Source organism: Onishia niordana, assembly GCF_004798965.1.
In the GTDB taxonomy this organism is placed as follows: Bacteria; Pseudomonadota; Gammaproteobacteria; order Pseudomonadales; family Halomonadaceae; genus Onishia; species Onishia niordana.
In genome coordinates this window covers 1-246 of sequence record NZ_SDSD01000150.1, presented here as the reverse complement: position 1 = coordinate 246, position 246 = coordinate 1, and the positions used below count along the sequence as shown (strand labels likewise).

Below are 246 nucleotides of genomic sequence, written 5' to 3'. Positions count from 1 at the left end.
AATGACTTTTTAAATGATATTATCTCTGCTTTACAGAATAATACTAAAGAGAGTGAATACCTAAGACGTATAGTTAAAAAACAAAATCTTTATAACTCTTTTGGCGAGATTTATACTGACATTCAAAAGAAAAGACTTTTTAATAAAGTTCCAACTTTCAAAAATGAGAAAGCAAAAAAAGACCCAGTTGATTGGATGAGTTATATAGACTTAAAAATTTGGCTAGGAGAGAGTTTATTATCAAAG

At 27.2% G+C, this 246-nt stretch carries 1 protein-coding gene; it reads left to right on the top strand.

The genetic code is table 11. From position 1 onward, the window contains the following. A partial coding sequence (locus ETC27_RS18510; RefSeq protein ID WP_205742802.1) for a hypothetical protein occupies positions 1–246 on the top strand: 246 nt, incomplete at both ends.